Origin of the sequence: Bradyrhizobium sp. SZCCHNR1098 (genome assembly GCF_032489375.1) — a bacterium.
In the GTDB taxonomy this organism is placed as follows: domain Bacteria; phylum Pseudomonadota; class Alphaproteobacteria; order Rhizobiales; family Xanthobacteraceae; genus Bradyrhizobium.
Genome location: NZ_JAUEXY010000002.1, coordinates 618,373 through 643,599, shown reverse-complemented (window position 1 = coordinate 643,599; position 25,227 = coordinate 618,373). Strand labels below are relative to the sequence as shown.

Annotated in this window: 24 protein-coding genes and 1 tRNA gene; 17 read left to right on the top strand and 8 right to left on the bottom strand. The window is 66.1% G+C overall.

All coding sequences use genetic code 11. From position 1 onward, the window contains the following. Positions 1-3: 3 nt before the first annotated feature. Entirely contained in the window at positions 4-366 is a 363-nt protein-coding gene (locus QX135_RS07225; protein WP_316177301.1) for a hypothetical protein, read from the bottom strand. Here QX135_RS07225 and QX135_RS07220 point away from each other — a divergent pair. Further along, the gene (locus tag QX135_RS07220) at positions 247-1,173 is read left to right on the top strand and encodes a UDP-glucuronic acid decarboxylase family protein (protein ID WP_316177260.1); all 927 of its coding nucleotides are present in this window, start codon (positions 247-249) and stop codon (positions 1,171-1,173) included. The two genes, QX135_RS07225 and QX135_RS07220, sit on opposite strands and share 120 nt — an antisense overlap. Positions 1,174-1,416: 243 nt before the next feature. On the opposite strand, the gene QX135_RS07215 is transcribed toward QX135_RS07220, so the two are convergent. Beyond that, positions 1,417-1,491, bottom strand: a tRNA-Gln gene (locus QX135_RS07215). Positions 1,492-1,779: 288 nt separating this feature from the next. On the opposite strand from QX135_RS07215, the gene QX135_RS07210 reads away from it, so the two are divergent. Then, positions 1,780-3,558: an acyl-CoA dehydrogenase gene (locus QX135_RS07210; RefSeq protein WP_316176773.1), complete on the top strand. Its 1,779-nt coding sequence runs from the start codon at positions 1,780-1,782 to the stop codon at positions 3,556-3,558. Between the two features lie 1,004 nt (positions 3,559-4,562). Here the strand turns inward: QX135_RS07210 and QX135_RS07205 are convergent. Beyond that, positions 4,563-4,967, bottom strand: coding sequence for a nuclear transport factor 2 family protein (locus QX135_RS07205; protein WP_316162913.1), 405 nt, complete (start codon positions 4,965-4,967; stop codon positions 4,563-4,565). A gap of 315 nt (positions 4,968-5,282) precedes the next feature. Here QX135_RS07205 and QX135_RS07200 point away from each other — a divergent pair, with 315 nt between their 5' ends. Further along, positions 5,283-5,576 (top strand): HdeA/HdeB family chaperone, encoded by a 294-nt coding sequence (locus tag QX135_RS07200; RefSeq protein WP_316176774.1) that lies wholly within the window; start codon positions 5,283-5,285, stop codon positions 5,574-5,576. A gap of 104 nt (positions 5,577-5,680) precedes the next feature. Here the strand turns inward: QX135_RS07200 and QX135_RS07195 are convergent, their stop codons facing one another. Then, a complete protein-coding gene (locus tag QX135_RS07195; RefSeq protein ID WP_316176775.1) occupies positions 5,681-6,373 on the bottom strand; it encodes a phytanoyl-CoA dioxygenase family protein in 693 nt (230 codons plus the stop codon). 313 nt (positions 6,374-6,686) lie between these two features. Here QX135_RS07195 and QX135_RS07190 point away from each other — a divergent pair, with 313 nt between their 5' ends. Both QX135_RS07190 and QX135_RS07185 read left to right on the top strand, forming a co-directional pair. After that, positions 6,687-7,070 carry a hypothetical protein gene (locus QX135_RS07190; protein WP_316176776.1) on the top strand — a complete coding sequence of 128 codons (384 nt, stop codon included), beginning with the start codon at positions 6,687-6,689 and terminating at the stop codon, positions 7,068-7,070. A 288-nt stretch (positions 7,071-7,358) separates the two neighbouring features. After that, complete coding sequence (locus tag QX135_RS07185; RefSeq protein ID WP_315740867.1) at positions 7,359-7,616, top strand: hypothetical protein; 258 nt, start codon at positions 7,359-7,361, stop codon at positions 7,614-7,616. A gap of 423 nt (positions 7,617-8,039) precedes the next feature. On the opposite strand, the gene QX135_RS07180 is transcribed toward QX135_RS07185, so the two are convergent. Beyond that, positions 8,040-9,308: a DUF892 family protein gene (locus QX135_RS07180; RefSeq protein ID WP_316234006.1), complete on the bottom strand. Its 1,269-nt coding sequence runs from the start codon at positions 9,306-9,308 to the stop codon at positions 8,040-8,042. A 461-nt stretch (positions 9,309-9,769) separates the two neighbouring features. On the opposite strand from QX135_RS07180, the gene QX135_RS07175 reads away from it, so the two are divergent. Together QX135_RS07175 and QX135_RS07170 are read left to right on the top strand one after the other, a co-directional pair. Beyond that, a complete protein-coding gene (locus QX135_RS07175; protein WP_315772931.1) occupies positions 9,770-10,099 on the top strand; it encodes a hypothetical protein in 330 nt (109 codons plus the stop codon). Further along, complete coding sequence (locus QX135_RS07170) at positions 10,099-10,473, top strand: hypothetical protein (protein WP_315772929.1); 375 nt, start codon at positions 10,099-10,101, stop codon at positions 10,471-10,473. The genes QX135_RS07175 and QX135_RS07170 overlap by 1 nt, the downstream gene beginning before the upstream one ends. A gap of 26 nt (positions 10,474-10,499) precedes the next feature. Here the strand turns inward: QX135_RS07170 and QX135_RS07165 are convergent, their stop codons facing one another. After that, positions 10,500-11,312: a hypothetical protein gene (locus tag QX135_RS07165; RefSeq protein WP_316176777.1), complete on the bottom strand. Its 813-nt coding sequence runs from the start codon at positions 11,310-11,312 to the stop codon at positions 10,500-10,502. 252 nt (positions 11,313-11,564) lie between these two features. Between QX135_RS07165 and QX135_RS07160 the strand changes: the two genes are divergently transcribed. Both QX135_RS07160 and solA read left to right on the top strand, forming a co-directional pair. Beyond that, on the top strand, positions 11,565-12,329 hold the full coding sequence (locus QX135_RS07160; RefSeq protein WP_315758028.1) for a crotonase/enoyl-CoA hydratase family protein: 765 nt from the start codon (positions 11,565-11,567) through the stop codon (positions 12,327-12,329). A 21-nt stretch (positions 12,330-12,350) separates the two neighbouring features. Then, positions 12,351-13,544 carry an N-methyl-L-tryptophan oxidase gene (solA, locus tag QX135_RS07155; RefSeq protein WP_316176778.1) on the top strand — a complete coding sequence of 398 codons (1,194 nt, stop codon included), beginning with the start codon at positions 12,351-12,353 and terminating at the stop codon, positions 13,542-13,544. 12 nt (positions 13,545-13,556) lie between these two features. Here solA and bla read toward each other — a convergent pair whose 3' ends face one another. Beyond that, complete coding sequence (gene bla / locus QX135_RS07150; protein ID WP_316176779.1) at positions 13,557-14,444, bottom strand: subclass B3 metallo-beta-lactamase; 888 nt, start codon at positions 14,442-14,444, stop codon at positions 13,557-13,559. A 107-nt stretch (positions 14,445-14,551) separates the two neighbouring features. On the opposite strand from bla, the gene QX135_RS07145 reads away from it, so the two are divergent. The 7 genes from QX135_RS07145 (at position 14,552) to QX135_RS07115 (ending at position 23,451) form a co-directional block, all read left to right on the top strand. Next, complete coding sequence (locus QX135_RS07145; RefSeq protein ID WP_316176780.1) at positions 14,552-16,228, top strand: bifunctional metallophosphatase/5'-nucleotidase; 1,677 nt, start codon at positions 14,552-14,554, stop codon at positions 16,226-16,228. 111 nt (positions 16,229-16,339) lie between these two features. Beyond that, positions 16,340-17,269: a histone deacetylase family protein gene (locus QX135_RS07140; RefSeq protein ID WP_316176781.1), complete on the top strand. Its 930-nt coding sequence runs from the start codon at positions 16,340-16,342 to the stop codon at positions 17,267-17,269. 102 nt (positions 17,270-17,371) lie between these two features. After that, positions 17,372-17,623 carry an exodeoxyribonuclease VII small subunit gene (locus QX135_RS07135; RefSeq protein WP_315740877.1) on the top strand — a complete coding sequence of 84 codons (252 nt, stop codon included), beginning with the start codon at positions 17,372-17,374 and terminating at the stop codon, positions 17,621-17,623. Positions 17,624-18,570: 947 nt separating this feature from the next. Next, positions 18,571-20,496, top strand: coding sequence for a 1-deoxy-D-xylulose-5-phosphate synthase (gene dxs / locus QX135_RS07130; RefSeq protein WP_315740878.1), 1,926 nt, complete (start codon positions 18,571-18,573; stop codon positions 20,494-20,496). A gap of 32 nt (positions 20,497-20,528) precedes the next feature. Next, positions 20,529-21,089: a nucleoside 2-deoxyribosyltransferase gene (locus tag QX135_RS07125; RefSeq protein ID WP_315740879.1), complete on the top strand. Its 561-nt coding sequence runs from the start codon at positions 20,529-20,531 to the stop codon at positions 21,087-21,089. A 396-nt stretch (positions 21,090-21,485) separates the two neighbouring features. Beyond that, positions 21,486-22,223, top strand: a complete 738-nt coding sequence (locus QX135_RS07120) for a TlyA family RNA methyltransferase (RefSeq protein WP_316176782.1) — start codon at positions 21,486-21,488, stop codon at positions 22,221-22,223. After that, a complete protein-coding gene (locus QX135_RS07115) occupies positions 22,216-23,451 on the top strand; it encodes a class I SAM-dependent RNA methyltransferase (RefSeq protein ID WP_315813525.1) in 1,236 nt (411 codons plus the stop codon). The genes QX135_RS07120 and QX135_RS07115 overlap by 8 nt, the downstream gene beginning before the upstream one ends. Positions 23,452-23,556: 105 nt before the next feature. Here the strand turns inward: QX135_RS07115 and QX135_RS07110 are convergent, their stop codons facing one another. Further along, positions 23,557-24,129, bottom strand: coding sequence for a septal ring lytic transglycosylase RlpA family protein (locus QX135_RS07110; protein ID WP_315740882.1), 573 nt, complete (start codon positions 24,127-24,129; stop codon positions 23,557-23,559). Between the two features lie 199 nt (positions 24,130-24,328). Here QX135_RS07110 and QX135_RS07105 point away from each other — a divergent pair, with 199 nt between their 5' ends. Continuing rightward, positions 24,329-25,171 (top strand): nucleotidyltransferase domain-containing protein, encoded by an 843-nt coding sequence (locus tag QX135_RS07105; RefSeq protein ID WP_316176783.1) that lies wholly within the window; start codon positions 24,329-24,331, stop codon positions 25,169-25,171. Positions 25,172-25,227: the final 56 nt, after the last annotated feature.

The following is a 25,227-nucleotide window of genomic DNA, read 5'->3' as shown; positions in this document are numbered from 1 at the left end:
AATTCAGACCGACGCGCCCGCAGGCGGGTGAAGCGGCGGCCAGCGCCGCGAAAGACAATTCACCATCGGCCGGTTCATTCCTTGTGCCGACAGTCCGCGGGACCGTCGCCTTGCCCTTCGACTCATCTTATGGTTGTTATTGGTTGCTGAACATTCTAACGAGCAAGGATCGTGTCGAGAAGAGCGTCCAGGCGCATCAGCGAGAACAGTTTGGTTACGGGCGGCGCCGGCTTCATCGGTTCGCATCTGTGCGAGCGACTGATTTCCGACGGCCATCAGGTCGTCTGCGTCGACAATTTCTTCACCGGCACACGCCGCAATATCGAGCCCCTTCTCGACGATAGGAATTTCGAGCTGCTTCGGCACGACGTGACGTTTCCTCTCTATGTCGAGGTCGACAGCATCTACAACCTCGCCTGCCCCGCCTCGCCGGTCCATTACCAGCACGATCCCGTGCAGACGACCAAGACCAGCGTTCACGGCGCCATCAACATGCTAGGGCTGGCGAAACGGCTCAAGGCCATGATCCTTCAGGCCTCGACCTCGGAAGTCTACGGCGACCCGGAGAAGCATCCACAGACGGAGGATTATTGGGGCAACGTCAATCCGATCGGTCCGCGGTCCTGTTATGATGAAGGTAAGCGCTGCGCCGAGACGCTGTTCTTCGATTATTGGCGCCAGCACCGATTACAGATCAAGGTGGCCAGAATCTTCAATACCTACGGGCCTCGCATGCACCCCCACGACGGGCGCGTCGTCTCGAACTTCATCGTCCAGGCGCTGCTCGGCAAGCCGATCACCCTGTATGGCAACGGGTCGCAGACGCGATCGTTCTGCTATGTCGACGACATGGTCGATGCGCTCGTCCGCCTCGCCGCGACACCCGACGATGTGACCGGGCCGGTCAATCTCGGCAACCCCGCCGAGATCTCGATCCAGGAACTCGCCAGGACCATCATCGACTTGTGCAATTCGCGGTCTGCCATCGTATGCGGGAAGCGACCGGTGGATGATCCATGTCGGCGACGGCCCGACATAGCGTGCGCCGAAGCTGTCCTGTCATGGCGGCCGAGGATTGGCCTTACCGAAGGCCTGGCCAGGACCATCGCCTATTTCGACCGGCTCCTGTCCGAGGATGCTGTCCGCCGATCCCTGCTGGACGACCCGGATTGAGGTGACGGGCCTCGGTGTGGATCGGTCGACGGAATCTCGCTCGCCAGCGTCTGATGCCTGCGCGAGAAGTGGCAAGACGACCTGGGCGGAGCACAGACTCTCGCTCGGCTCCAAGTAAATTGGCTGCCAGAAACAAGCGGGCATCATGAGAGTGCAGGGCAATCTTTTCGCAGCAACCGCCTTCGGAGGGCCAGACTCCTGGCACGCCTGAGAGTTTCAGAACAACAAAATCGCGAAGAAATCTGGCTGGGGCGGGAGGGATCGAACCTCCGAATGGCGGAATCAAAATCCGCTGCCTTACCGCTTGGCTACGCCCCATCAGGCCCGGCGGATCGACGTGGCGCGCGGGCGCCATGCGATTCCGGGTCGGCGCCCGTGGTCTACAGAGCGCGCCCGCCCATTTCAACCGCGCCGCCGCAGGAATTTTGCAGGCCCCTCCGGTGATCCGCCGCCCAGGCCAATTCGTCAATGCCGGCAAGCCCTTATCCTGCTCGTTGGAAGCCGCCGCAGCGCCCGGCCGCAGCGCCACGCGAAAAAGTTGAGACCCGGCCGGTTTCATGGGATGACGGCGGCCAAACCGGCCACATCGAGCCCCGAGGACACGCCATGACCTATCGCGCCCCGCTCAACGACATGCTGCTCGCCCTCAACCACGGCGCCGGGCTGAAGGCGGCGGTCGAGGCCGGCCATTACGGCGATTTCGACCCCGACATCACCGCGGCCGTGCTCGAGGAAGCCGGCAAATTCGCGAGCGACGTGCTCGCCCCGCTCAACCACATCGGCGACAGGAACGGCGTCAAGCTCGCCGATAAGAAGGTCACCACCGCGCCCGGCTGGCCGGACGCCTACAAGCGCTGGACCGAGGCCGGCTGGAACGCGGTGTCCGGTCCCGAGGCGCATGGCGGCCAGGGCCTGCCGCTCGCCATCAACGCCGCCTGCACCGAGATCTGGAGCGCGGCCAACGTCGCCTTCGGCCTGTGCCCGCTGCTGACCTTGTCGGCCATCGAGGCGCTCGACGCCCACGGCAGCAAGGAGCTGAAGGACATCTATCTCGGCAAGCTGATCTCCGGCGAATGGACCGGAACGATGCAGCTCACCGAGCCGCAGGCCGGCTCCGACGTCGGCGCCTTGCGCACCCGCGCCGAGCGCGCCGCGGATGGCACCTACCGCATCACCGGCAGCAAGATCTTCATCACCTATGGCGACCACGACATGACCGACAACATCGTGCATTTCGTGCTCGCGCGGCTGCCGGACGCGCCGGCCGGCACCAGGGGCATCTCGCTGTTCCTGATCCCGAAATTCCTCGTCAACGCCGATGGCTCGCTCGGCGCCCGCAACGACATCTATGCCTCCGGCATCGAGCACAAGCTCGGCATGCACGCCTCGCCGACCTGCACCATGACGATGGGCGATCACGGCGGCGCCATCGGCTATCTTATTGGCGAAGAAAACGCCGGCATGCGCTGCATGTTCACGATGATGAACCAGGCGCGGCTCGGCGTCGGCCTCGAAGGTGTCGGCGTCGCCGATCGCGCCTATCAGCAGGCGCTGGCCTACGCGCAGGAGCGCAAACAGGGCCGCGCGGTGGGAGCTAAGGGCGCCGGCTCGGACGCGATCATCGCCCATCCCGACGTCAAGCGCATGCTGATGCAGATGCGCGTCCTCACCGCCGCGTCTCGCTCGATCTGCTACGCGACCGCCGTCGCACTCGACGTGTCCGTGCGCGCCAAGGATCCGGCGGTGCGCACTGAAGCCGCCGCGCGCGGCGCGCTGCTGACGCCGATCGCAAAGGCGTTCTCCACCGACATCGGCAACGAGGTCGCCTATCTCGGCGTGCAGATCCATGGCGGCATGGGCTTCATCGAGGAGACCGGCGCCGCGCAGCACTATCGCGACGCGCGCATCACCGCGATCTACGAGGGCACCAACGGCATCCAGGCGATCGACCTCGTCACCCGCAAGCTGGGTGCGAACGGCGGCGCCTCGGTGTTCAAGCTGCTCGACGAGCTCACCGAGATCGTCCGCCGCGTCGAGGCCTCGAACGATCCGGCCTTCGGCACCACTGGCGCCAAGCTGCGCGAGGCGCTCGGCGCGCTCGACCGCTCCAGCCGCTGGCTGCTGGACAAGCTCGGCACCGCGCCGAACGATGCGCTCGCCGGCGCCACGCCTTACCTGCGCCTGTTCGGCTCGGCGCTGGGCGGCTGCATGCTGGCCAACGAGGCGCTGGCCGCGCGCAGCGAGAACGAGACCGAGGGGGCGCGTCACGTCGCGCTCGCCCGGTTCTTCGCCGAGACCTTCGCGGTGCAGGCCCCGTCCCTGGAAAAGACCGTCACCGACGGCGCCGACGCCGTGCTCGCGGCGGAGGCCGTGCTGGTGGCGTGAGCGGCGAGCGTCGCGACCCAGACCAGCGAGTTCAGCCTCCCGCACCAAAGCTCGCTGCCGGGCTCCCGCCCTCCCCTGGAGGGGGAGGGCGCCTCGCGGGGCGCGCAGCGACGCGTGAGGCGGGGTGGGGTGATCTCTCCGCGGATGCTTGTGCCAACGGAGAGATAACCCCACCCCGATCCCGCGCTACGCGCGCGATCGACCCTCCCCCTCCAGGCGAGGGTGTCCCGAGTTCGCCGCTTCATTGATCCACATCTCAAACATCTATCCGAACAGCCTGTCGCGATGAGATGAGCATCTGCGTCCTCGCGACGCATTCCGCGCCCGAGCTATGCTCTCGAAACCCGCCCTCACCGAGTGGAGGGCGCAGGGAAGGCCGGGCGCTGGCCGCGCCCGTGGCCCGCCTGCAGAAAAAAAGCAGGCGGCAGTCACCACAGGTCTGGCCGAGAACACCCGGCCTTCCCCGCGCGATGGTTTTAACGGGCTATAGCGCGCTCTTCCTGGTGCACCGGGCTTTCTGGCCACCATATCGCGACAATGCGCTTCTCGCGCATTGCGCTGGATACTAGCTTCGGAGTATCGGAACCACGCGCCTTCACCGTCCGCAGGCTAACGTTCGTCCGTGCCAACAGCACTGCGCCGCCCGCGTCCACCGCATCCCGCTGCCAACGTCCGTGACGACCGCGAACCGTCCCCTACCGTGCAACGGGATGCGCGAACCATAATGCTGATTTGGGCAAGCCGCAAAGCGATTTATGTTTTTCAGAACGACTTGACAGGGGTTGGCCCGACCGAGCTGATTTGGCCGACGGGTCGGAAGCGCGCTTCCCTGCGCTCCGGCAAACCGGAAGGAACCAGGTCGATTGCCGATAAAGTTCAAGCCCTGCCCCAGTCAGCCATTCACTTCCGGGACAATGTTCATTTCCGGGACAATGATCCGACGCCGCACCACGCAGGTCGCAGTGCGAGCCGCTCTGGTGGTCGCCACGTAGCGCTCAACCGGCTTACGACGCCATCGTCTGGATGAGCGCCGTGTCGGCGAACTCTATTAGTTCGACGATCTTCCCATCCTGAATTCTGAAGAGGTCGAGTATCTCGGTTTCCCGCGTCATATTCGTCGGACAGCTTCGCACGGTGAGGCGGGAACGCACGGCCACGCGATCGTTGTCCACCAGTTCGGTCAGGATATTTCGCTGCGCGAACTCGAACGTATCGATGAGCTTGGCCAAGCCCTCCTTGACTTGGGGGTGACCACACATGCACCCCAACATTTTGGTGGCGTTCCGGTCGCCAGCCAGTGTGAACACCACGTCCGGATGACACTCTGCCATCAGGTCGTCCAACGACCCCGTGTCGCGCGCCTTGTATGCGCGCCTGACCTGCTCGAGGAGTACTTCGCGATTTTCCATCGGCACCTCCCAAAGTTCAGCACAAAGACCTTAGCTGGCCATTGATCTACTTGCAATTGAGTCAATCGAAAACTTCGCCTTCAACTGTGCTCGCTTACCTCGGAGAGATGGAGCGAGCATGGGCCAGCTAGCCGAAGGCGTAGCCCGCCGCGCTTCCTCTGATTGAAGCCGCTGCCGTTCTTGACTTCCGCCATCGATCCAGCCAGTTCTATCTGCTCAGGTGCCGGCTCGACCGTGGTCACGCAGTTCGGCTCCTCATTCGCGAAGCCTCTGCATAGTTCGTTGTTTTTCACCAAATCCATTCGGAGCAAGAATATGAAATCTGTCGTTGCGACGTTGTTTGCCGCGGCCCTGATGCTGTCGTCCGCGCCGGCGTCGGCCGTCGTTCTCGATCTCTCCACCATGAGCTGCAAGCAGTTCGTCGAAAGCGGCGACGACGGTATCAAGATGGTGCTGATCTGGCTCGACGGCTGGTACAAGGGCGACCAGGACGAGGCGATCTTCGACACCGAGATATTCGTCGAGAACGCCAAGAAGTTCGGCAAGTACTGCGCCGAGCATCCGACGGTCAGCATCGTCACCGCGGCGGAGAAGATCCTCGGCAAATAGGCAAATAGGATGGCTGCGGATCGTCAGCGCGCAGGCGAATGAACACGCTTTCCGCCCGCACGCCACCGCAGGTGACTTTGCGGCTGCTCGGCCCCTCTCTTCGTCTAGACCCCGAGCCACTCCAGCCCGCCCGGCAGTTCGTCCGCGGCAAAATCGATCTGCAGCACCCGGCGATGGCCGGGCTGGGTTGAGGGCTCCGAAGCGTGCAGGATCGGCGTCGCGTAGAGCCAGATGTCACCGACGTCGGCGCAGCACGTCGCCGTGCCACAGCGCGCGACCGTCGCGGCCACATCGCCTTCCGAAATGCGACCGAGGCGGTGCGAGCCTGGAGCGATCAGCAGCGGCGCGTTGCCGTCCGGCACGGCGTCGAGATGGACGCGCAGGGTGACCATGCGCGCGAGCACCTCATAGGGCGGCGCGACGTGTTGCAGGCCCCCCTTGATGGTCCAGGGCCCGAACCCGGTGACCTCGATGCGCTCGCGGACGACGATGGTGCGGTCCTGATGCCAGGGCACGGCCCAGTTCGACGCGGCCGTCTTGTCGAAATAGACCGCCCGCACCGGGCGAGTGGCGTCACCGAGAACCGCGGCAGCGGCGGCGCCGACCGGTCCGGCATTGGCGAGGAACGGCCTGAGCGCCGCGACGCCGTGCAGCCGGCTGCCCGCCTGCTCCGGTGCGTGGCCGGACAGCGCCTCGAAGAGAGCGCGCAGGGCGGACGCATCGAGCGCGGCCGCGATGTGCAGCGCACCCGTTTCCGCGACGAGTGAGGCTTGCTGGGGAGAGAGTGCGACGGTCATGCGTGAGGGAGACTAGAGCGCGGCGCCGGCGCTTGGCAATCACTCTCCCCGCTCTTCGCCATCAGTCCGAACTTGCGCCGGGAGAGCAAGAGAGGCGCGAAGGTGATCCGCAACGTCTCGGTGTGCCACCCTGCGACAGAAGACTATACCGCGGACGGCGCGGCTGGCCGCAAGTTTCGATGACCCCGCATGAAGACCGCAGCATCCGGACACACTCAGACGCAACTCATTGCGCCAGCTTGGCGCGGAGGCTGCGTTGAAGAAGCGTGCCGCGCCCCGTGCGGCACCTGCCCTTTCTTCATGCGAGAGTCCCATGTCGATCAGCTCCGTCACGACGCCCCTCGCGGCGCCTTCGTCGCAGACCACCTCGGCCACATCATCCACCTCGGCGACATCTGCGACGTCATCCTCGTCGGCCACGAGCTCGGCTGACAGCACGTCGGAAAGCTCCTCCGGCAGCGGCGGCTCGTCGTCGGGCAAGACCGTCGTCAGCGAGGTCTCGATCACGCTCGACGGCGTCACCACCACGACGATCACCTATTCCGACGGTTCAACCGAGGTGACCAAGACTGCCGCCAGCTCGGACGGCAGCAGCAACGGCGCGCAGACCTACAACGCGCAAGGCGCGACCAACAGCGCCGTGAGCAACGGCGTCTCGGGCAGCGCGGGCACGGCGAGCACGACCGTGACGACCTGAGGCCTCGCAGGACGCGCGACACGCCTTCGCTCAGGGCTGATGATGCCGTCTCGACCGGAGGCGTAGGTTCCGAAGCCGGAACCGTTCGATCTCTCAACACTGTCAGGGCGGCACGGGGGACAGGCCATTCCGCCCGGCGACGGTTGCAAGCGATGCTCAACCGTCACGTCCGGTGACACCGCGAAGCCACACTGCGCTGATGATGTCACGCGCGTGTCATTGTTAATTTGCGCCCTCGCTCCGAGTCACGCCTGTTAGCAGGCAGCTGCGACAATGGGGAGGATGTCGATGTTGCGGGGTGTGATCGGTGCGGGGATTCTGATCCTGGCGATGGGGTCCGAGGTACAGGCGGCCAACGAGGCCGGTCCTGAGACCCGGATGTCCTGTTCGGAGGTGCGCTACTACGTGGAGAAATACACGGCCGAGGTGGCCGAGATGTATGCGCGCAGCCGCGGCGCCACCGATGCGCAGATCAGCCGGGCGCGGCGTTGCCTGTCGACGAACCATTTCCGCAGGGCGGAGCGGGTGCACAGCTATACGGAGTAAGCGGGCGAAAGATTCGCAAGGGATGGCTCTCGTCCGGCCATGATCGCCTGTGGTTATGGATTCCGGGCTCCCGCGCGCTGCGTCGAACGGCTGCGCCGTTCGCGCGTGAATGCCAGGCAATGACGGCCGGGGAGAGAGCGGCGCTCGCAAGATGCAGAGCATATCGGCCGAAGGCGTGACGCTCGACCCCTCCTTCAGGGCACACGCGGCGCCCTGAAAATGGTCGTCATACCCCGCGCAGGCGGGGTATCCAGTACGCCGCGGCGTCTCGACTGAAGTCGACCGTTTCGGAGTACTCGATCGCCCGCCTGCGCGGGCGATGACAGTTGTTGTGACGCAATGTCTGCACTGCGCTCCACGGTGGCGTCTGCGCGCCACGGCGGCCTGCATGGCGCAAGCGCCGCGCAGGTCCCGCTCCCCACCTCACGCCTGCTCGATCGCGGCCGGCATCTTGGCGACCGACATCAAGCAGCGCGCGACCTGGTTGAGGAGCTGATCGGCAGTCTCCTCCTCGGCCAGCGACTTCGACAGCAGCGCGACGACGGCGCTGTGGCGGAGCTGGGAGGCGAGATTGCGCGCGGTCGTGTAGCCCGACATCTCGTAGTGCTCGACGCGCTGCGCGGCGCCGATCAGCGCAAGGTCGGCGGCGGCGTCCTCCTTGTCCTCGGCCTGGGTCATGATCTCCTGGCCCTCCTCGATGAGGCCCATCATGCCCTTGCAGGGCTTTGCCCACGGCGTCTTGCCGAGCAGCTCGAAGCATTCGTTGATGCGCTCGATCTGCGCTTCGGTCTCGACCAGATGCTGCTCGAACAATTCGCGCAGCTGATCGAAGCGCGCGGCCTCGGCCATCTTCGGCAGCGCCTTGGTGAGCTGCTTCTCGGCATGGAGAATGTCGCGCAGCTCGTCCATCAGCAGATCGCTCAGGCCGGATTCGTCGGCCGGCGGCGAGCTTTCGGTGACGATCGACGACGCCGCGCCGGGCTCACCGGCTTGGATCGCCGGCGACTCCGTGAAGACCCAGTCGCCGCCCTCGTTCCAGGGGCCGCGGGTATCGATCTCGCCATGATCGCCGGCCCCCGTGGAATCGTTGAAGAACTGGTCGACCAGGCCCGGCGTCGGCGCGAGGCGGCCGATGCTGAAGGCCGGCTTGCCCATGCTCTCGAGCGCCAGCGCGAACGCCTTCATGTGGGTGATCTCGCGCGTCATCAGGAACTGCAGCGCGTCCTTGGTGCCGGCATCGTCGGTGAAGTTGATCAGCCGCTCGTAGACGATCTTGGCGCGCGCCTCGGCGGCGATGTTGCTGCGCAGGTCGACGTCGAGCTCGCCGGTGATCTTCAGATAATCGGCGGTCCAGGCATTGCCTTGCGAGTTGAACAGGTTCACACCGCCACCGCCGGCAATCGCGATCAAGGGATCGGCCTCGGCGGCCTCGCGATCGAACTTCGACGGCTTCAGATGCAGACGCGCCAGGGTGCCGACGACCTCGAGATGGCTGAGCTCCTCGGTGCCGATGTCCATCAACAGGTCCTTGCGGTCGGGATCCTCGCAGTTGAGGCCCTGGATCGAGTACTGCATGGCGGCGGCGAGCTCGCCATTGGCGCCGCCGAACTGCTCAAGCAGCATGTTGCCGAAGCGCGGATCGGGCTCGTCGACACGAACCGTGAACATCAGCTTCTTGACGTGGTGATACATCGGGGGCCTCGGAGCGTTGGAGGGGACGCAGTCATGTCCGAACGGCCCGACCACATGGTTGTTCCTTACCTCTCGCCCCGGAACCCGAGCGCCGGCTGCCTGCGCCGGTCGCTTCTTATGCACACTGTCGCACTATAGGCGGGCGCAGACGACACCCCGGCAACGGACCTGTGGGACCGGCGCGCGCAAGCATCTGCGCCGGCTACCGCCATACATCCTGTTGGCAGCTCGACGACTGCCTCTTGCTAAGCTTTTCCCTGCTCGCCTAAGCTGTTCCGCTGGAGAGTGACATGTTGATGCGAACACCGGCCAGGGAGAAGCCAGGTCTCGGCGCGCGAGTCCGCCGGGTCATCGCGCGACTCCGCGACCACGCATCGTCATTCACGTCATCATCGCCCGCGAATGGGGCGACACTGCGGAAGCCGTCCTACGTTGTCGACGATGAGCCTGACGACAGCAATATGGACGTCGCGTTGGCGGCGCTGATCGATCAGATCGAACGTCCGGCGCGCACGCCGCCACCACGGTTTCCGAGTCTCGCGCGCGTCACGTCATCGCGCCAGGCGCCGCACATCCCGGTGTACGAGCGGCCACCCTATTTCGACGTCGCGCCGCGCCCCGTCGAGGTCGAGCCGCGGCGGATGGCCTATGATGAGGCCGTCGAGCGCATCGTGCCCGAGGACGAACTGTCGGAACTGCGCAAGGATCTGATGAGCGCGATCTCGGCGCGGCTCGGATCGCCGGAGGACCATCTGGCGACGATCAGGACCCTGCTGAGGTCGGTGAAGTAATGTGGGGCCGCAGCAATATCGGCAAGACGGTCGAGGAGCTGACCGATCATCTGCGGCTGGTCGATCATGTCCGCGCGCTGCAGGACGGCCAGAAGGAGATCGCCGAGGCGATCAGGGCGGTCAACAACCGCCTGACCTCGATCGAGGCCGAGTTCAGGGTGCTCAAGGCGGAGACCCAGCGCGACGCGTTGCGCGAGGTGCAGCATGCCGTGCAGGGCGTTCAGGGCTCCGTGCATGACGAGCTGACCCGCATGGCGACGCGGCTGATCGTGCTCGAGCAGGCACTGCGGCGCGAGGCTGTCCGACAGCAGGCATCGCCGGCCGCCGGCCCGCGCCCGCCGGCTGCCCCGCCCCGCCCGGACGGATCACGCTGAGGCGCGACAACTGGACCGCGGCAGACTCAGCGCAACTTTGCCGAGCGGCTTGCAATCTCGATGATGACGCTGCCGCTCTTGGCGTAACCGTCCGGCACAAAGGCTTCACCCGGTGCGAGTTCGCGCATGTCCTCCGCGTCCTTCGGCTTCGGAAAGCCCTTGGCGCAGGCCGTGCTGATCGTCTCGCGATCGGCGTAGCTGGCGGCGGCGACCACGCTGCCGGGGGTTGGCCCGGCCGCGAGCTTCGACAGGCCGAAATATTTGAGCCGCTCCGAACAGCTAACGATGTTGGTCAGGTAGGCTCCCGTCGTGTCCTCGGCCTGCAGCAGAAAATCGTAGGACATTTCGATGGACCCGCCGCTGGCACTGGCGAAGCCGACGCGCGCCACGCCGGTCTCGACCGCCCCCTGCCCCATATGCCCGGTCAGGCAGACGAGCACGTCCTGCGCTTCGTCCCTGGTGGTGGAGATGACGCATTCATTCACCTGCATGCCCGGCTGGAAGCCGCGAAATTTGTAGGCGCCGCCGACCTGCTCGAACACGACCGCGCCGCCGAAATCGGTCGCGTGCGGCTCGCAGCCGCTGCCATAGCTCACGACCAGCAGCGGATTGCTGGAGGCCAGGAAACGTCCCTGCTGCCGCTCCGGCTTCAGGGTGACGTCACAGCGGCGCCCCTGGGAGTCGGGATAGGATCTGGCGCGCTTGCAGGTGGTGCCCGCGATCGCGCCGGGCGCGCAGAACAGCGACAGCAGCGCGCGGTTGGTGGCGGCAGCCTCAGCGATCCCCGGGAAGGCGTGACAGAGCAGCAGCGACAGCAGCACTGAAAAGACCTTGGTCATCGAATTGCCTTGCAAAAGATCGCAGTTCTGCGCGGGACGATAGCGGACACCGATGCTGTTGCAAACCACTCGTAAACCACGGCGAGTATCATGGCGAGCGCTCGCCTGCGATCACGCCCGCATTCCCTCCGCGACCAATGACCGCTTCAGCCCTTGGCGCGACCAGCGGATGATGTAGGCTGCGGCGAGATGCAGGACTGGACAAATTGATCGGCGGCAACGCAGCGGCCGGCGCACACGCATGAGGGGCCCATGACCGACCATCTGATCGTGACCGACGAGGGCGAGACGCGGACGATCAAGCTCAGGCGCCCGGAGAAGAAGAACGCGATCACCCAGGCCATGTATCTCGGCATGAGCGATGCGATCGACACCGCGCAGAACAATCCGCTGGTGCGATGCATCATCATCACCGGCGGCTCTGGCGTGTTCACGGCCGGCAACGACCTCGAGGACTTCCTGCATGCGGGGTCGGCCGGCAACGACGCCGCGCGCACCTCGGCGGCGACCAAGTTCCTGTATTCGCTGGCGCATAACGTCAAGCCGATCATCGCCGCGGTCGACGGCGTCGCGATCGGCATCGGCACGACGATGCTGTTTCACTGCGACTACGTGCTGGCCTCCACCACGGCGACGTTCTCGACGCCCTTCATCCATCTCGGCCTGGTGCCCGAGGGCGCCTCGAGCCTGTTGATGCCGCAGACCATGGGCTATCAGCGGGCGTTCGCGATGCTGGTGATGGGGCGCACCATGACGGCGACGGATGCGCAGATCGCCGGCTTCGTCAACACGGTGGTGGCGCCGGGCCATACCGAGGTCGAGGCGCACAAGGTGGCGCGCGACATCTGCCGGCTGCCGGCCGAGGCGGTGGCGATCGGGCGCAAGCTGATCCGCACCGCGCCGGACGAATTGACCCGGCGCATCGACCAGGAGGCCTATCTGTTCGCCGAGCGCATGACCTCCGAGGAGGCGGTCAGCGCGTTCAAGGCGTTCCTATCGCGCAAGAAGAAGAAATGAGCGAGGCCGCGGCGGGCGCGCATGGCGCAGTTTGATGTCATCGTGATCGGCTGCGGCGCGGTCGGCAGCGCCGCCGTGCTGCATCTCGCCAAGGCCGGGAGGCGCGTGCTGGGCATCGATCGCTTCCAGCCGCCGCACCGCTTCGGCTCGACCCATGGCGAGACCCGCATCACCCGTGCGGCGATCGGCGAAGGCGTCGACTACACGCCGCTGGCGCAGCGCTCGCACGCGATCTGGCGCGCGCTGGAGCGAGAAACCAGCACGCGGCTGTTCGAACAATGCGGCTGCCTGTTCATTCCGAGCCAGCACGGCGGCGAGGTCCACGGCGTCAGCAGCGCGCAGTTCTTCAGCAACATCGAAACCGCGGCGCGGCTGCACGGCGTCGACGGCGAGACGCTTTCCGCGGAGCGGTTGCGCGCGGATTATCCGGCCTTTGCCACCGCGCCCGGCGATCGCGCCTTTCTCGATCGAGAAGGCGGCTATCTCCTGGTCGAGGACTGCGTGCGCACCGAGCTCGCGGTCGCCGCGCGCCATGGCGCCGAGTTGCTGACCGGCCGGCGCGTGACAGCGTTTCGCCGTGCCGCGGGCGCCCTCACCGTGACCATGGACGACGACACGACGGCGTCGGCCGACAAATTGATCGTCACCACCGGACCATGGATCACCGAGATGATCGCGCCGCTGCGCCGCCGCGTCCACGTCACCCGGCAAGTGCTGTACTGGTTCGAGCTCCTGTCGAATCCGCAGCATTTTGGACCGGGCACGCCGGTGTTCATCTGGGACGTCACCGGCCGCGATCGCGCGGCCTCCGACATCTATGGCTTTCCCTGGCTGGGCTCGCAGGACAATGGCGTGAAGATCGCAAATGAAGTGATGACCGGCGAGACCGATCCCGACGACGTGGCGCGCGAGGTGACCGCGGACGAAATCGCCGCGACCTATGAGACCTATGTCCGCCCCTTCGTGCCGGATCTCGGCCCGCGCTGCCTGCGCAGCGAGGTCTGCCTCTATACCAACGCGCCGGGCGGCCGCTTCGTCATCGACCACGATCCGGGCGACGCCGACGTGATCTATGCCTCGGCCTGCTCGGGCCACGGCTTCAAGCATTCGCCGGCCGTCGGCGAGGCGCTCGCGGCGATGGCCCGGGGCGAGACGCCGTGCGTCGACCTCTCCGGCTTCACACTGGACCGGCTCGCCGCCGCCGATCCAGCATAGCGGACGCCGCAACTACTTTGCGGACTGCAGCGCAGCCGTCTGCTTGGCGAGGCCTTCGTTGAACTGCGTCTCGAGCTTGTCGAGATAGGCGTTGAATTCACCCGGCTTGACGAACGGGTTGGGCGCGCCGTCGGCAATCTTCGCTCGCTTTCCGGCCATGTCGTACATCTCCGGATGCGGCGCCAGCAGGATGTCGGGATGCGCCGTCTTGGCCCAGGCGAAGGTCTTCTTGTAATCGTCGACGATGCCCGGATAGGTGGGACGGCCGACCAGCCGGTTCAGCGCCACCGTTGCGCTGCAGAAGAAGATCAGGCTGCGGGTGGCGTCGCCATCCTTCACGTCGGTCGTCCAGCTGGTGCAGCCCGGCGAATGGCCCGGCGTCTCGTGCGCCGTCAAGGTGACGCCGCCGAGCGTCACGGTGTCACCCTCGCGTACGGCGCGGTCGACCTTGACCGGCGGGAAGCCGAGATAGCGCTCCTCCTCGCGGCCCGGATAGAAGCCGCCTTCCAGCAGCGGCACGTCCTTGGCGCCCGCCACCATCTGCGCCCCGGTCTCCTGCTTGACCTGCGCCAGCCCGCCGGTGTGGTCGATATGGGCGTGGGTGTTCAGGATGTATTTGATGTCGGCGACCTTGAAGCCGAGCTTGCCGATGCTGGCCTCGATCTGCGCGGTCGATTCCGGCATCACGGTATCGATCAGGATGTGGCCCTGCGGCGTGGTGATCAGGTAGGAGGCGAGCCCGTTGGTGCCGACGTAATAGACGTTGTCGATCACCTTGAACGGCTCGGTCGGCTTATTCCACGCCGCGACCATTTGCTTCATCAGGTCCGGCAGCGATTGCGCTGCAGCGGAGCCGGCCACGAGCGACAGTGTGGCGGCGAGCAGCATCATTCTTTTCATTCCGGCCTCCCGATGTATTGTTGTTGTGAAATCATTTTATGTCATTGCGACCGCGGCGGGGCAATCGCGCTTCGTCCCGCGGCCCCTGCATCACACGTGACCCTGCCATGAGCCGTCTCTCCCGCTTCGCCCTCGCCTGCCTGCTGACCGGTGCCGCCGTTGCCAGCATCGCCGGCCCGCCGGCATCGGCCGAGGACGAGCCGGTGGCGTTGCGCATCCTCGCCATCAACGACTTCCACGGCAATCTGAAGCCGCCCGCCTCCGGCATCCGCGTCGCCGATCCCGCCGATCCAACCAAGACCACCGTCGTTCCTGCCGGCGGCGCCGAGCACATGGCGAGCCTCGTCAAGCTGCTCGCCGACGGCCAGCCCAACACGATCTTCGTCGCCGCCGGCGACCTGATCGGCGCGAGCCCGTTCCTGTCGGCGATGTTCCACGACGAGCCGACCATCGAATCGATGTCGCAGATGGGGCTCGCGCTGTCGGCTGTCGGCAACCACGAGTTCGACGAGGGCAAGGCCGAGCTGTTGCGGATGCAGAACGGCGGCTGCCATCCGACCGACGGCTGCGGCGGGCCGCAGCCATTCACCGGCGCCAAATTCCATTATCTCGCGGCGTCGACGTTCCTCGCCGGCACCGACAAGACGGTGTTTCCACCCTATGAGATCCGCACCTTCGAGGACATCCCGGTCGCCTTCATCGGGCTGACGTTGAAAGGGACCGCCGGCATCATCTCGCCGGCGAGCGCGGCCGGCCTCGACTTCCGCAACGAGGCCGAGAGCGTCAACGCGCTGATCCCGGAATTGAAGGCCAAGGGCGTGCAGGCGATCGTCGTGCTGATCCACGAGGGCGGCTGGCCCTCGGGCGGCATGAACGAATGCCCCGGACTGTCCGGACCGATCGTCGACATCGTCAAGGAGCTCGACAGCGCCGTCGACATCGTCATCTCCGGCCATACCCATCAGGCCTATGTCTGCACCATCGACAAGCGGCTCGTCACCTCGGGCGACAAGTTCGGCACGTTGGTGACGGCGATCGACGTCAAGCTCGACCGCACCACGCGCGACGTGATCAGCGCCACCGCGACGAACATCGTCGTCGACACCACCCTGCCGAAGGATCCGGCGCAGACCGCGCTGATCGACGCCTATGAGAAGCTCGCGGCGCCTTACGCCAACCGCCCCGCCGGCGTGCTCGCCGCGACACTGTCGCGGCTGCCGAACGCCTCCGGCGAGAGCGTGCTCGGCGATGTCATCGCCGATGCCCAACTCGCAGCGACAGCCGCGGCGGACAAGGGAAGCGCGGTCATCGCGATGACCAATCCCGGCGGCATCCGGACCGATCTCGTTCGCCGCGACGGCGGCGCGGTGACCTATGCCGACGTGTTCGCGAGCCAGCCGTTTCGCAACCAGCTGACGACGGTCACCCTGACCGGCGCCGAGATCAAGGCCGCGCTGGAGCAGCAATGGCTCGACCCGGCGCGGCCGCGCATCCTGCAGATTTCCAGCGGTTTCTCCTATGCCTTCGATGCGAAACAGTCCGCGGGCACGCGGATCGATGCCGCCAGCATGATGCTCGACGGCAAGGCCATCGACCTCGCCGCGTCCTACCGGGTCACCATCAACAACTACCTTGCGCTCGGCGGCGACGGCTTCACCGCGTTCAAGAGCGGCCGCGATCCGATCACGGGACCCTATGACGACGAGGCGCTGTTCGCCTATCTCAAGTCCAACAGCCCGCTGGCCCCGCCGCCGCGCGGCCGCATCGTCAACAAGGCTTCGTGACGCCTGCCGCGCCCGCCGGAAAGCCGGTCATATCGCCCGCGGGGCTCTTTCCGAGGCTGCGTTCAGCGCATAGATTGGGCACTCCCGCAACGCGCGAGTGGCAGAGCCCTGATGTCGACGCTGTATCTCTCTCATGAAGCCTGCCTCGATCACGCCACGCCGTCCGGCCACCCAGAGCGCGCCGACCGCCTGCGGGCGGTCGAGGAGGCCCTGACCGAGGAGCGCTTCGCCCTGCTCGATCGCGACGAGGCCCCGGAGGCCGATATCGAGCTGGCCCTGCTCTGCCACAACGAGCACTACGTCACCGAGCTGCGCCAGATGGCCCCGACCTCGGGCATCATCTATCTCGACGGCGACACCTCGATGTCGCCGGGCACCTGGGAAGCCGTGATGCGCGGCGTCGGCGGCGCCGTCGCGGCAACCGAATCCGTGATGTCCGGCCGCCACCGCAACGCCTTCGTGGCAGTGCGGCCGCCCGGACATCATGCCGAGACCGCCAAGCCGATGGGCTTCTGCTTCTTCGACAACGTCGCGATCGCGGCACGCTATGCCCAGCGCACCTTCGGCATCGAGCGCGCCGCCATCGTCGACTTCGACGTCCACCACGGCAACGGCACCCAGGACATCTTCTGGGCCGACAAGAGCGTGATGTACTGCTCGACCCACCAGATGCCGCTGTTCCCGGGCACCGGCGCCCGCGGCGAGCGCGGCGAGCACGACACCATCGTCAACGCGCCGCTGGCCTCCGAGGACGGCAGCCTCGAGTTCCGCTCCGCCTTCGAAAACCTGATCCTGCCGCAGCTCACCAAGTTCAGCCCCGAGCTCGTGATGATCTCGGCCGGCTTCGACGCCCATTACCGCGACCCGTTGGCGTCGCTGAACCTGCGGGCGGAGGATTTCGGCTGGGTCACCCGCAAGCTGATGGATCTCGCCGACAAATCCGCCGGCGGGCGGGTCGTTTCGGTCCTGGAAGGCGGCTATGACCTTCAGGGGCTTAAAGAATCCGTCTCAGCCCACGTTGCGGCCCTGACTGGGGCGTGATCCCCAGGTTCCAGCCGATCCCACCCCCGGCGGGGCCTGACATGGCCGCGACCGGGGTGTAAAAGCACGGCCCCGGAGTTGAGTGAGCTGCAGGGAACCCGCATGGCGGACAACACCGTAACCGACGTCAAGAAGCTGTCGTTCGAGCGCGCGATCGAGGAGCTGGAATCGATCGTGAAGCGGCTCGAGGACGGCAAGGTGCCGCTCGAGGAGTCGGTGGCGATCTATGAGCGCGGCGAAGCACTGAAGCGGCGCTGCGAGGAGCTGCTGCGCCAGGCGGAGGCTCGGGTCGAGAAGATCACGACCGACGCCAGCGGCCATGCGACGGGAACCGTGCCGCTCGACGTGCAATAGCGGCTTGCGGCCGAACGGCCCTCTCCGAGCAACAGTCCGGATTTATTTCGCTGCCGCCGGGCGCGAGTTGACGCGGGCAAAGCGCGCCTCTCAATCGTGCAATTCAGCCGCAGATCGGTGCAACTGCATCGAAGAGCTCGGCCGCGAGGTGGCCCTCGGCGAAGTCTCGGCCGCCGCGTTGGCCACTTGAGACCCAGAGGTGCGTCCTTCGTTTACCATGCGACACGATTTGAATCGGCAGTTCGCCCTTGATCCTGTGATCGTGCCGATCCAGGTCCGCGATCATCCGGCGCAATCATGACGACGTGCTTCGCTCGCAGCTCTTTCGCATCGACTTGACGGCCAACGAAAGGCCGCACGCCGACGACTTCTTCATGATCGTCTACGGACCAATCCCTTACGCGAACGCATGGCTCACGGCGCCGCGGCGTGCGCAATCACCGCATCGGCGGATTTTGCGCCGCGGGAAAAGGCCTGGACCGAGCCGGCTTCCCCGGTCTATTCCGGAGCGCCGGCTGCCGTCGATTTGAGCAGTTGAATGGAACCTCCGGCACGCCGCCGCGGTTGAGAGGTGGCGCAAGGGTACCGTTTGCGGGCTTGCCAACTCCCATCGGGTTGGCTTTAAGACGCACTTTGGTGTAAAGCTTCTCGCAACTGCGGGTTTTTGGAAGTGTTTATCCTCTCTGGAGAGAGGAAACTAAGCGCTTGCAGGAGCTAGCAAAACTGACTTGGCTGAACGACTTGGCGATCTTGGGCGACTAACGAGGACGGCAAGGCCACCAAGAGTGACTTACATCACATAGATCGATCCCAAACCCGGCTAGTCTCCGGACTGCGGCTTCGATCCGCGCGGATGTCACCTTCAAGACTTCAGGTTTCGCCGCCCGTTACGATGAACCTCTCAGATGTCGGCCCTTGAACCCGACCTGCAAAATTGGAATGTCACCGTGACCACATTTAGTAAGACGCCGCTTCTCGACACCATCAAGACTCCGGAAGATCTGCGCCGGCTGAAGGTCGAGCAGGTCCGGCAGGTCGCCGACGAATTGCGCCAGGAGACCATCGACGCGGTCTCGGTAACCGGCGGTCATTTCGGCGCGGGTCTCGGCGTGGTCGAGCTGACCACGGCCATCCATTACGTGTTCGACACGCCGCGCGACCGCCTGATCTGGGACGTCGGCCACCAGGCCTATCCGCACAAGATCCTGACCGGCCGCCGCGACCGTATCCGCACCTTGCGCACCGGCGGCGGCCTCTCCGGCTTCACCAAGCGCGCCGAGAGCGACTACGATCCGTTCGGCGCCGCGCACTCGTCGACCTCGATTTCCGCCGGCCTCGGCATGGCGGTTGCGCGCGACCTGTCGGGCGGCAAGAACAACGTGATCGCGGTGATCGGCGACGGCGCGATGTCCGCCGGCATGGCCTATGAGGCCATGAACAATGCCGGCGCGATGAACTCCCGCCTGATCGTGATCCTCAACGACAACGACATGTCGATCGCGCCGCCGGTCGGGGCGATGTCGGCCTATCTGTCCCGCCTGTACTCGGGCAAGACCTACCGCACCCTGCGCGACGCCGCCAAGCAGCTCGGCCAGCATCTGCCCAAGGTGATCGCCAACCGCGCCAGCCGCGTCGAGGAATATTCCCGCGGCTTCATGATGGACGGCGGCACGCTGTTCGAGGAGCTCGGCTTCTATTATGTCGGCCCGATCGACGGCCATAACCTCGACCACCTGCTTCCCGTGCTGAAGAACGTCCGCGACATGGAGACCGGCCCGATCCTGGTCCACGTCGTGACCCAGAAGGGCAAGGGCTACTCGCCCGCGGAAGCGGCGGCCGACAAATATCACGCGGTGGCCAAGTTCGACATCGCCACCGGCACCCAGGCCAAGGCCAAGCCGAACGCGCCGGCCTATCAGAACGTGTTCGGCCAGAGCCTGGTCAAGGAAGCCGAGAAGGACGACAAGATCGTCGGCATCACCGCCGCGATGCCCTCGGGCACCGGCATCGACATCTTCGCCAAGGCGTTCCCGAAGCGCACCTTCGACGTCGGCATCGCCGAGCAGCATGCCGTGACCTTCGCCGCCGGCCTCGCGGCCGAAGGCTACAAGCCGTTCTGCGCGATCTACTCGACCTTCCTGCAGCGCGGCTACGACCAGATCGTGCACGACGTCTGCATCCAGAGCCTGCCGGTCCGCTTCGCGATCGATCGCGCCGGCCTGGTCGGCGCCGACGGCGCGACCCATGCCGGCTCCTTCGACAACGCCTATCTCGGCTGCCTGCCGAACATGGTGATCATGGCGGCCTCCGACGAAGCCGAGCTGGTGCACATGGTGGCGACCCAGGTCGCGATCAACGACCGGCCGAGCTCGGTGCGCTATCCGCGCGGCGAAGGCCGCGGCGTCGAAATGCCCGAGGTTGGCGTTCCGCTGCCGATCGGCAAGGGCCGCATGATCCGCCAGGGCAAGCAGGTCGCCCTGCTCTCCTTCGGCACCCGGCTCGCCGAGTGCGAGAAGGCGGCCGACGAGCTCGCCGCACACGGCCTGTCCGCCTCGATCGCCGATGCGCGCTTCATGAAGCCGCTCGACGAAGAGCTGGTGCTGAAGCTCGCCCGCGAGCACGACATCCTGATCACGATCGAGGAAGGCTCTGTCGGTGGCTTCGGCTCGCACGTAATGCAGTATCTCTCCGATCAGGGCATGCTCGACGGCGGCCTGAAGATGCGCACCATGGTGCTGCCGGACGAGTTCCAGGACCACGACACGCCGGCGGCGATGTACGCCCGCGCCGGGCTGGACGCCAAGGGCATCGTCCGCAAGGTGTTCGAGGCGCTCGGCAAGGATTACACGACCGAGTCGGTCAAGCTCGCCTGAGGCGAGCTTGCGTCCCGCCGTGGTGGTGAGCCATGAAGATCTATCTGGCAGGTCCCGACGTGTTCCTGCCGGATGCCATTGAAATCGGCCGGCGGAAAGTCGCGATCTGCGATCGCCATGGCTTGATCGGCCGCTACCCCCTCGACAACAGCGTTGACCTCGCCTCCTCCGACGCCTCGCGCCAGATCTTCCATGGCAACGAGGCGATGATGGACGACGCCGATGCCATCATCGCCAATCTCACGCCGTTCCGCGGGCCCGGCGCCGATGCCGGCACCGTCTACGAGCTCGGCTACATGGCGGGCCGCGGCAAGCTCTGCCTGGGCTATTGCAACGATCCCGCCGTCTATGCCGACTGCGCCCGCCGCTTCACGACGGTGACGGAGCAGGACGGCCGCCTGGTCGATGCCGAGGGCCTGACGGTCGAGGATTTCGGCCTGCCCGACAACCTGATGATGATCCACGCGCTCGACCTGTACGGTGCCCCGCTGGTCCTCCCGCGCGAGCGGTCGGGGGATGTGTGGCACGACCTGGCGGCGTTCGAGATCTGCGTGAAGCTGGCGGCGGAGCGGCTCCTCGGCAAGACGCCGTAGGGTGGGCAAAGCGGCGCCGTCAGGCGACGCGTGCCCACCGTGGATCCGCGCCCACAATCGAAATGGTGGGCACGGCGCGTCAATTGCGATACGAGCTTGGGGGAGCCACCGGTGTCGGCGCCTTTGCCCACCCTACGAACTCACTGTATGAGGCGCGATCTCGCCTCACCACCACTGTCGTCCCAGCCCAGTGCGCAATTGCGCACGCGGCGCCGGGGCCCATAACCACAGGACGTCGTGTTGGGCAGACTCGTAGTTGCCATCTCCCTACAAACTAAGTCCTGTGGTTATGGGTCCCGGGTCGGCGCATCAACGCGCGATGCGCGCTGATGCTTGCCCGGGACGACACTGAATTCGGTGTGCGTGCTCAACAATTCATGACGACTGATCATACTCATGCCCCCTGCCCGCAAACGCGCTGATGTCCTGCTCGTCGAACGCGGCCTGTTCGAGAGCCGCGCGCGGGCGCAGGCCGCGATCGAGGCTGGGCTCGTGTTCGCAAACGACAAGCAGGTCGGCAAAGCCTCGGAGAGCATCCCAGTTGATTCCGTGCTGCAGGCGGAGCCGGCGCATCCCTGGGTGTCGCGTGGCGGAGTCAAGCTTGCGGCAGCACTGGAGCATTGCGGCATCGAGGTCGAGGACCATGTCTGCCTCGACGTCGGCGCCTCCACCGGCGGCTTCACCGAGGTGCTGCTGGCCAATGGCGCGGCTGTCGTGTTCGCCGTCGATGTCGGCCGCGACCAATTGCATCCCTCGCTGCGCAATCATCCGAAGATCGTGTCGATGGAGCAGACCGACATCCGCAGCTATGACGGCAAGCGCCTGCCGCAGCGCCCCGACATCGTCGTGATCGACTGCAGCTTCATCTCGCTCAAGGCGGTGCTGCCGGTCGCATTGTCGCTCGCGGCCTCGCCGATGAGCCTGCTGGCGCTGATCAAGCCGCAATTCGAGGCGAAGGGCGCACACGGCAAGGGCGGCATCATCAAGGATGCAGCGGTGCACGCCGCCGTCTGCGACGACATCGCCACCTTCGCCGCCTCGCTCGGCTGCAGTGACATCGAGATCTTCCCATCATCGATCAAGGGCGGCGACGGCAACGCCGAGTTCTTCCTGGGAGCACGCCGTCATGGTTGAGCGTCTCGTCATCGACCACGTCGGCCATCGCGGCGACGGCGCCTCGCTGTCATCAGGCGAGGCGCTTTACGTGCCCTATACGCTCGCCGGCGAGACCGTCGAGGCGGCCGTCGTTCCCGGCCATCCCGATCGCCGCAAGCTGCTCGCGGTGGAAATTCCGAGCCCCGAGCGGATCGCGCCGTTCTGTCCGCATTTCGGCGTCTGCGGCGGGTGCGCCATCCAGCACTGGGCGCCCGAGCCCTATCAGCAGTGGAAGCGCAACATCGTCGTCGAGACGCTACGGGCGGCCAAGGTCGATTGCGACGTGGCCGATCTGATCGATGCCCACGGCGCCGGCCGGCGCCGGGCCACCTTCCACGCCCGGATGGGCACGCACGAGGTTCTCCGCGTCGGATTCTCGGCAGCCAACAGCCACGACATCGTACCGATCGACCGCTGTCCGATCCTCGACCCCGCGCTGGACGGTGCGCTGGAAGCCGCGTGGGCGCTGGCGGAGGCGCTGAAGCCGACCGGCAAGCCGCTCGACATCCAGGCGACCGCGACAAGCAACGGCCTCGACGTCGACATCCGCGGCTCCGGCCCGCTGCCGCCGCCGCGCATCGCGGCCCTGTCCCGCCTCGCCGAACAGCACCGGCTGGCGCGGCTGACCCGCCATGGCGAGTTGGTGCTGATGCGCAATGCGCCCGTGGTCGCGATGGGTACGGCACAGGTGACGCTGCCGCCCGGCTCGTTCCTGCAGGCCACCGTGCAAGGCGAGGAGACGCTGGCACAATTGGTGCTGGAGCGGATCGGCAAAGCCAAGCACGTCGCCGACCTGTTCTGCGGCGTCGGCCCGTTCGCGCTCCGGCTCGCTACGCGGGTGCGCGTCACCGCCATGGACAATGATGCCGGCTCGGTCGCGGCGCTGCAGAAGGCGGCCGGTACGCCCGGCCTGAAGCCGATCAAGGCCGAAACACGCGACCTGTTCCGCCGTCCCCTGATGCCGCCGGAATTGCGCGACATCGACGCTGTCGTATTCGACCCACCGCGCCAGGGCGCTCAGGCGCAGGCCAAGCAGCTCGCGGCCAGCAAGGTGCCGGTGATCGTCGCGGTGTCCTGCAACGTGACGACGTTCGCGCGCGATGTGCGCATGCTGATCGACGGCGGCTACAGGCTCGAGACCGTGGTGCCGGTCGACCAATTCCGCCACACGCCGCATGTGGAGCTGGTGGCACGGCTGGTGCGGTGAGCTGATCTCGATGCCTGCACGTCATCGCGAGCGAAGCGGCGAAGCAACGCAGGCATTCTTCTTGGCCCTGGATCCTTCGCTACGCTCGCGATGACGAGGACATGTCTACCTGACCACGCTGACCTTCACCGGCGCGACGCCGGAGTTGACCATGCCGAGCGCCTGCGCGGCTGAGTAGGACACGTCGACCACCCGCCCCTGCACGAACGGTCCGCGATCATTGACGCGCACCACCACGGAGCGGCCGGTCTTGACGTTGGTGACCTGCAGCCGCGTGCCGAACGGCAGGCTGCGATGCGCGGCCGTCAGCTCGGAGGGATTGAAGCGCTCGCCGCTCGCGGTCTTCTGGCCTTCCGAATAGTAGCTGGCGAGACCGGACGCTCCGGAGTGCGCCGGCGGCGGGCTGAGCTCGGCCCGCCGGACGCGCACCACCGACTCCGGCGCCGTCTCCGCACGCTGCACCTGCGGCCGGAATTCGGCTCCGGCTTGCTTCGTCGGCGCCGCCCAGCGCGCCTGCCGGACCGCCGATGATTGCGCGCAGGCTGCGAGCGAAGCCGCCGCCGCACACACCAGCGCTGCCCTGAGAAGTTGGCAAGCGAGCCCTGCACGCGGACCTTGGATGACTGACGAGCGCCTGACGCGCTGCGCGGGATGGGCTGTCCGGTCGATGATACGCATGTTCTGTGCGCCTCCGCCTCAACCCGCTCATGGTCGCGGCCCAATCGCGGCGGCACGGTGGCAAAGGGAAACCTGCGAGAGGTACAACCCCTGGTTTTTGGGAGATTGTGGCTTAATGGCAACAGATCAGCCTGAACGGCGGCCCTGTGGAGTTTTTCCACGCAAGAACTTCATACTGTCATCCTGGGAGAACACGTGAATGCCTGACCCGCTGCTGACTCGCATCGTTGGCGAACTTGCCGATGTCCCGGGACTGCGCGCCATCGCGCTCGGTGGATCACGTGCGCGCGGCACCGCGCAGGCGGGCTCGGACTACGACGTCGGGCTCTACATCGCATCCAGGCACGACCTCGACACCGACGCGCTGCGCGAAGCAGTGCGGCGGCTCGTCGACGACCCGCAAACGGTCGAACTGACGGCGGTCGGCGGCTGGGGACAGTGGGTCGTCGGCGGCGGCTGGCTCAGAATCGACGGGCACAAAGTCGACCTGCTCTATCGCGAGATCGATGCGGTCGGCGGCGTGATCGACGACTGCCGGAAAGGGCGGATCGAGATGCACTACCAGCCAGGCCATCCGCATGGCTTCGTCTCGGCGATCTGGATGGGCGAGGTCGCGCTCTGCCGCCCGCTGCACGATCCCGCGCAACTGCTGGCGAGACTGAAGTCGCGCTGCACGCCCTATCCGCGCCGCCTGCGCGACGCGATTATTGCGCGCTTCCAGTGGGAGATCGCATTCAGCATCGATAATGCCGAGTTGGCTGTCGGGCGTGGCGACCATACCCACGTCGCGGGCTGCGCCTATCGCGCCCTCGCCTGCCTTGCGCAGGTGCTGTTTGCGGTCAACGGGCGCTACCTGATCAACGAGAAGGGTGCGCTCAAGGAGGCCGCGACGTTTGGACTGGCGCTCGGCGGTCTCGCGGCGCGCGTGGAGTTCATCTGGCAATCGATCGGCAATGGCGAATTCGGTGCGGCGCTCCGCAGCCTGCGGGAGGTCGAGGCCGAATTGAAACAGGCGTTGGTCCATGCTGCGACGGCCGGCTGAGATCGGCGGCGCCTTACCAATCAAGCCTCCCCGCGCGCTCGTCTGCTCGGCAGCCC